This is a genomic window from Deltaproteobacteria bacterium (assembly GCA_009929795.1).
Lineage (GTDB): Bacteria > Desulfobacterota > Desulfovibrionia > Desulfovibrionales > Desulfomicrobiaceae > RZZR01.
On sequence record RZZR01000283.1, the window covers coordinates 1 to 2,155 of the forward strand.

Sequence of the window (2,155 nt, forward strand, 5' to 3'; positions counted from 1 at the left end):
ATCGGCGTGGTCCGGAAGCGGGTCATACTCGAAGTCAACCGTCTCGTCTGCGAAATGACCGGCTACAGTCGGGATGAACTGATTGGTTCAAACGCCAGAATTTTCTATCCCGATCAGGAAGAGTTCGAGGTCGTCGGCAGGGGAAAGTACCACCAGATTGCCGAGTCCGGGACAGGGACAGTGGAGACTAGGTGGCAAAGGAAGGACGGATCTATTCTGGATGTTCTTCTTTCATCCACCCCTATCGAAGCCGGGAACCTGAGCGGCCGGGTCACCTTCACGGCTCTCGACATCACCGAGCGAAAACAGGCCGAAAAGGCTTTGAAGGAAAGTGAGTTGCGGTTTCGCCATCTTTTCGAGCAGGTGCCGACCTTGGCTGTCCAAGGTTACGACATGGACGGTGTGGCGACGTATTGGAATTCTGCATCGGAAAAACTCTACGGGTATTCTTCGGAAGAAGCCGTTGGCCGATATTTGCTGGATCTCATTATTCCTGACGAAATGCGATCCATGGTCCGTGTGGATATGAAAGCCATGGCCGATACGGGAATATCCATCCCTTCCTCAGAACTCATCCTCAAACGGAAAGACGGCTCGCGGGTGACGGTCTATTCCAGCCATGCCATCGTCAAAAAAATCGACGGCCATCCGGAGTTGTTTTGCATTGATATAGACTTGACCGAACTCAAACGAATTGAACAAAACCTCCTCCTGGCCAAGGAACAGGCCGAGGCCGCCAGCCGGGCCAAGAGCGAGTTTTTGGCCAACATGAGCCACGAGATCCGGACCCCCATCAACGGCATCATGGGTATGATGCAGCTCTTGCAGCTCACGGATCTCGAACCGGATCAGGCCCAATACGTCGATATGGCCATCAACTCATCCAATCGGTTGACCCGCCTGCTGACCGACATTTTGGACCTGTCCCGGATCGAGGCCGGCAAGATGGAATTTTTCGACGCGGAGTTCGTGATCCGGGATTTGGCCGATTCGGTCTCCGATCTGTTCACGGTCACGGCCAGGGACAAAGGCGTGACCCTGAAATACATCCTAGATCCGGCTATTCCGGCCCGGCTCGTGGGCGACGAGGCCCGGGTCCGACAGATCCTCTTCAACCTGGTGGGCAATGGCCTGAAGTTCACCGGCCAGGGCCATGTCGGTCTGGAGATGTCCCTTTTGGCGGCCAAAGATCAGGATGACCGGTGCCGGGTGCTGTTCAGCGTGTCCGACACGGGCATCGGCATCCCCGAAGACAAGCTCAAAACCCTGTTCGAACCCTTTGTCCAGGTGGCCACGTCCTACACCCGCAGCTACCAGGGGGCCGGTCTGGGCCTGGCCATCGTCAAGCGACTCGTGGACCTCATGGGCGGAACAGTGGCCATCGACAGCAGGGTTGGTCTCGGAACCAGGGTGGACGTCATCCTCCCCTTCGACCTGCCCGTTGGAACGGCCCTGACCGAGGCCGGGGCCGGGTCGCGCAAGGCAGGAGCGCCTCTGCGCATCCTCCTGGCCGAAGACGATCCTTCCAATGCCCTGCCCATCCGCAAATTGCTGGAAAATGCCGGGCACATTACGGCCGTGGCCGAAAACGGGAAGCGGGCCTTGGACCTTTTGGCGGCCCAAGACTTCGATGTCGTCCTCATGGACGTCCAGATGCCGGTCATGAACGGGGTCGAGGCCACCCAAGCCATCAGGACGTCCCCCGAGCTCGGATCCAAGAGGAACATCCCCATCATCGCGCTGACTGCCTACGCCATGCTTGGTGACCGGGAGAAGTTCCTGGAGGCCGGCATGGACGACCATCTGGCCAAGCCGGTCAGAATCGAGGATTTGGAGAAGGTTCTGGAACGGGTGAGAGAGGGGGATTTCGGGTCGGGCGCTGATGCTGGGAGCATGGAGCGGCCATGAACCGGATTCGCGTCGTCACGGCCGACATCACCACCCTGAGCGTCGACGCCATCGTCAACGCGGCCAACGAGGGGCTCATTGGCGGGGGCGGGGTGGACGGGGCCATCCATCGGGCCGCCGGTCCGAAGCTCCTGGCCGCCTGCCGGGCCCTGCCCGAGATTCGGCCGGGGGTCCGCTGCCCCACGGGCGAGGCCCGCATCACTCCGGGCTTTGATCTGCCGGCCAGGTTCGTCATCCACACCGTGGG

At 59.9% G+C, this 2,155-nt stretch carries 2 protein-coding genes; both read left to right on the top strand.

Annotation, left to right across the window (positions count from 1 at the left end):
• Positions 1–1,908: PAS domain-containing sensor histidine kinase (locus EOM25_14230; protein ID NCC26332.1), on the top strand; the 1,908-nt coding region annotated here is incomplete at its 5' end.
• Positions 1,905–2,155 (top strand): O-acetyl-ADP-ribose deacetylase (locus EOM25_14235; protein ID NCC26333.1); only part of this gene is annotated, 251 nt, incomplete at its 3' end. The genes EOM25_14230 and EOM25_14235, both read left to right, overlap by 4 nt.